The organism is Phocaeicola sp. (assembly GCF_057861905.1).
On the sequence record NZ_DBMACV010000121.1, the window covers coordinates 1 to 4,404 of the forward strand.

Here is a 4,404-nt window from a genome sequence, read left to right on the forward strand (position 1 = left end):
CTTATTGTTTCTTTGAAAACAAACCGGATGCATTGCAAGGATACTATATTGAGGACTCAAAACAACTGGCCTTATTCTAAACTTATCCCGAACTCAGGTAGGAGATGAAGCGTCTTGACGCTACGAGGCAGTATCGGGAGCATCAACTGGAAAAAGCCAACCAAAAGATGCACGAGACTGAAATAATCACCAACACCCTAAATGAAATGGCCATTCAAAAGGAACGGCAGAATGAAGAGCTTGACAGAGCTATCAGCGAGAAACGTTCTAAACTGAATAAGGAGAAAGGCAGTGAACTACTCAATGCCGCTGTCGGCTGGGCTACAGGCAGGTCAAAGGCTCTAAAAGGCGAAATAGAGGATTTGCGTCATGAGATTTCCACACATGAGGAAACCATCGGCCAGTTACAAGGCACAATCCGGACCATGCAGAACAGCCACCACCGTGAATTGATGAAGTTGAAATCTGAACATCAGTCTGAATTAAGCCGCAGGGATGCCGTGCATTCAGAGGAAACTATGAAACTTAAAAACCGGATTACATGGCAGAATCTGATTATTGAGAGTCTCGGCTTCCTTTTGCTCAAGACAAGCGAGATTTTTCGCAAGGCGGTACACGGTATCATCCGTTTGGCAAGGGATTATTACAAGCCACGTTTTGATACGGAGCAGGTAGCGGACATCAAGGGTGCACTTAACCTGTTCGGTGAAGACAAACAGTCACACAGAACCGCCGGTGATTTTCTGTATTTCACGGCAAAGCGGAAAGGTGATTTTGACAGCCGGCAGCAAATCAAAGCCAGACGGGAGGTTACTAATGTGGTGGAGGGAAATTATGACCAGCAACAAAAATTGGGACGCCCAATGAGAAGAGAACCTTGGCTATAATCCCCTTATCGGTAAAAAAGAGAACCATATTGCTCTTAAACGAGTATATGGTTCTCTAATAAGGACTGACTTTAGTACATAAGATACAAATTAGGGTACATTAGCTCACATCCAGTTCCATTCTGCCTTGTTCCCGTTTGTTTTTGTTTGGCTGTCATCATAAACAGAGGTAATTGTTTCCACTTCTGTACCATGTTTTCTGTATTTTATATTAACGCATTTTACTGATAGACTTCTATCAGACCAATTTCATCTTCAACCGCCAACGTTTTGTCAGATATACGGGTAAAAGCCTCTCAACTAACCCTTCCACAAAATATAATTGGCACGGAAACTCCTTGAAGATGTACATCTTCCTCTTCGTCAATCACTGAATTAACACACGCTGCTAAGCAAACGAGCATACAAATAATGCACTAATTAGAAGCAGCAAAACCTTCTGTACCAATAAACAAATTTAGCTATTCCACGAATATTGGCAGAAGCAACTCTTTGAAATAATATAACTATCGAGAAATGATGTTCTTGCGATATTGTCCAGGAGACATGCCCATTTGCTTTTTGAAGAAAGTTCCAAAAAAAGAAGCATTAGGAAAATTGAATATGTCTGCAATTTCTTGTATATTTTTCTGTGTATTTTTTAAAAGAGAAATACTCTTCCGTATAATGGACTTAGACACCAAATCCTTTACTGTATATCCACATATTGATTTACATATGACAGAAAGGTATTTAGGTGAGAGGCATAATTTATCGGCATAAAACTCCACTCCCCGTTCATGCATATAATACTGTTCAATCAGCGAAATAAGCTTCAAGAACACCTCATTACGATGTCCCACCGCATTCTGATTGTTCACCAACTTACGATTATAGAGCGAACAGAGCCGATGGGTCAGTGCCAGCAGCAACAGTTTCTGCTCATACTGACGGAAAGTATCATTCTGAAGAAGAGTAGCATCAAGCTGCATCATATAACGGAGCAACTCATCCTCTTCGCCAGTCTGCCAAACATAGCAAGGTTCGGGTACTAACTGAGAATAAAGGTACATAGATACGACCTGATTCCCTAAAATATCACGGATAGGTTCAACCTGATACAACAAGAAATGCACCTCTAAATCGGGCGACTCTTCCATGACCTGAAACTCCGCTCCTTCTGGAATAAACAGTGTTTCGCCCGCAGAGGCTCGCATGACACGATGGCTCAAAGCAAAGACAAAAGAGCCTTGCACACACACCACTATCCCCACTCCACTGACCAGATAAGGAGTGTGAAAGAGGGCAGGAAAGGAGGAAATTCCTCCTTCCGAACTGCATATGTCATCTCGCCTGAACAAAGCTTTTTCTAATAATATAATACGTTCTTGAATAGTCTTCATAAGCACTTGTCTGTGCACATAAGGGCACATTCAAGCGGCTAAGATAGTAATTTTCTCTTAGGATAAGGCACAACCAGCACAAATATTGCGCAAGCCAGACATGCATACAGAGTCCAGCCGGCCATTTCTTTCACCGCCACCAGAGTGGCCTGCACCTGAATGCGTCCCTTGGCCGACAGGGCTGCCATGTTCACTGCTTCAGCTTTGCTTTTTCCCTGATAACTCATGCCACGCACAGTGCCCAAGAAGGAAGCGGATGTTTCCGGATTCAGCAAATCAACATCTTGTGCATAACGGGTGACGTAATTCTGCTGGCGTTCCTGCAGGGCATTGGTATAGACTGCAGCTCCCAGGCTGGGGGCTATAACCATACGTATCGTAATCATGGTACAAATCCATGATGACAGAAATTTATAAGGCATACGCTGGGTGGCATAGGTAGGGATGAGCGAATAAAGCATCATCATACCCGTGGAACGGATAATAACCGGATATTTCATCCGTTCATACAATCCGTCGGTCTGCACCTCAAAATACATGAACAAAGCCGCCATTCCCAGCATAATGAATCCTCCGGCAAAAATGTACTTGAAATGCACCTTCTTCATGCTAAGGAAAATCGTAATCATGCCCCCGATGAAATAACCAAGCATGGTCCAGTTGCCCAAAGAAGCATTCTGCCAGTTATCCAGTTTCATGCCAATGCCAGCAAACACATTGACAAACATGGCGCTGGAATTGAAAAACATCAGCAAAAAATAGAATAATACTCCCATACGAATGGTGCGCAACTTCAGCACGCCCACCAGATAATACGGACTGCGATGCGTGGATTCCATATAAAAAAATAAAGCACCCGTAAGAACTGCAGTAATCGCAGCCATGCGGATAGTAGGATCATCCCACCAGTCCAGCACCTTTCCATACACCATGACATATGTAAAACACACCAGCGGAATGCAGAACAAGGTAGCATTGCCAAACTGACGGAAATTAATGGGGAAACGCTTATTTTGGAAGCGATGGTATGGCATGGTTACGAAAATAACCAGGATACACACCAACAGCATCCCCATCATATAGTAATACACATACTGCCATTCATATTCATAAGCCAGCCAAGCAGTCAGCGATGTTCCCAGCTGTCCTAATATCATAAAGAACAAATAAATGCCAGGCTGCGCTATGCTTCGTTCAATATCAAGCTTATCCCACCCCTCACCGTCTACCGGCTCCAGTCCCGGCTTAATTTTCAAATAGGCCTCAATGCGTCCTGCATAAAGGATTAAGGTGAATAGGTTGACCATCATCAGTACCATGCGAAGGAAACCCATCAACACACTACAGAGAGCCAACAAAAAGATACTGTCGGTTTCAGCACAAATATAGCTGAGCACATACATCATGGAAAAACCGGCCAGACACATCATTTTTTCTCTTCGAATCACCACCAGCCGGTATAAAAATGGACAAAAAGCAGCCATCCCGATGGAGGTGGCAAAATTGGTAAAAGTGATATGTTCTGAGATGATACCCAACCCGCCCATCATCTCAGTACTGTTCACAGAATACACACCACCCACAGTAAGAATGGGGATGAACATCAACACCAATATCAGAATGCCCAACCACTTGGGTACCCAGTTGTAGAACGGATAATTTCTTGGATAAGAGGGCATAACATCAGAGTTTAGCTTTTACAACCACCATCATACCTGCAGCCAGGCGATCATTGTCTTCTTTAGAAAGATTGATAAAATCAATGCGAACCGGAATACGCTGTTGAATTTTTACAAAATTACCGGCAGAATTATCAGTAGGAACTAAAGAATACTTGGCTCCGGTAGCACCAGAAATAGCAGTAATCTTACCCGTAAACTCTTTATCACTTACAGCATCCACCTTTATCCTTACTTTCTGACCGATAGCCAGATTTTCCACTTGAGTCTCTTTATAATTGGCAATCACCCACTTTTGAGTATTCGGCAAGATATATGTAATGGTCTGCCCGGCAGTAATGTATTGACCTTCCTTTAAAGCCCGACGTCCCAGCTTACCGTCACACGGAGCCACGACTACAGTATAAGACAGATTCAATTTGGCCATCTCCAACGCCGCTGTGGCACGCTGAATAC

3 protein-coding genes and 1 pseudogene are annotated in these 4,404 nt (G+C 43.3%); 1 reads left to right on the forward strand and 3 read right to left on the reverse strand.

The annotated features are described in order from the left end of the window. Nucleotides 1-101: 101 nt before the first annotated feature. Nucleotides 102-887: pseudogene (locus ACZM60_RS14390) on the forward strand (mobilization protein); the annotation flags it as partial. A gap of 506 nt (nucleotides 888-1,393) precedes the next feature. Here ACZM60_RS14390 and ACZM60_RS14395 read toward each other — a convergent pair. The 3 genes from ACZM60_RS14395 to ACZM60_RS14405 form a co-directional block, all read right to left on the reverse strand. Continuing rightward, a complete protein-coding gene (locus tag ACZM60_RS14395) occupies nucleotides 1,394-2,269 on the reverse strand; it encodes a helix-turn-helix domain-containing protein (RefSeq protein WP_279165962.1) in 876 nt (291 codons plus the stop codon). A 38-nt stretch (nucleotides 2,270-2,307) separates the two neighbouring features. Continuing rightward, nucleotides 2,308-3,948: an MFS transporter gene (locus ACZM60_RS14400; RefSeq protein ID WP_462507873.1), complete on the reverse strand. Its 1,641-nt coding sequence runs from the start codon at nucleotides 3,946-3,948 to the stop codon at nucleotides 2,308-2,310. Between the two features lie 4 nt (nucleotides 3,949-3,952). Then, nucleotides 3,953-4,404: HlyD family secretion protein (locus ACZM60_RS14405; RefSeq protein ID WP_489521834.1), on the reverse strand; the 452-nt coding region annotated here is incomplete at its 5' end.

Excerpts from the sequence above, each read along its gene's own strand:
- ACZM60_RS14395 (WP_279165962.1), bottom strand. The coding sequence starts at position 2,269 with ATGAAGACTATTCAAGAACGTATTATATTATTAGAAAAAGCTTTGTTC.
- ACZM60_RS14400 (WP_462507873.1), bottom strand. The coding sequence starts at position 3,948 with ATGCCCTCTTATCCAAGAAATTATCCGTTCTACAACTGGGTACCCAAG.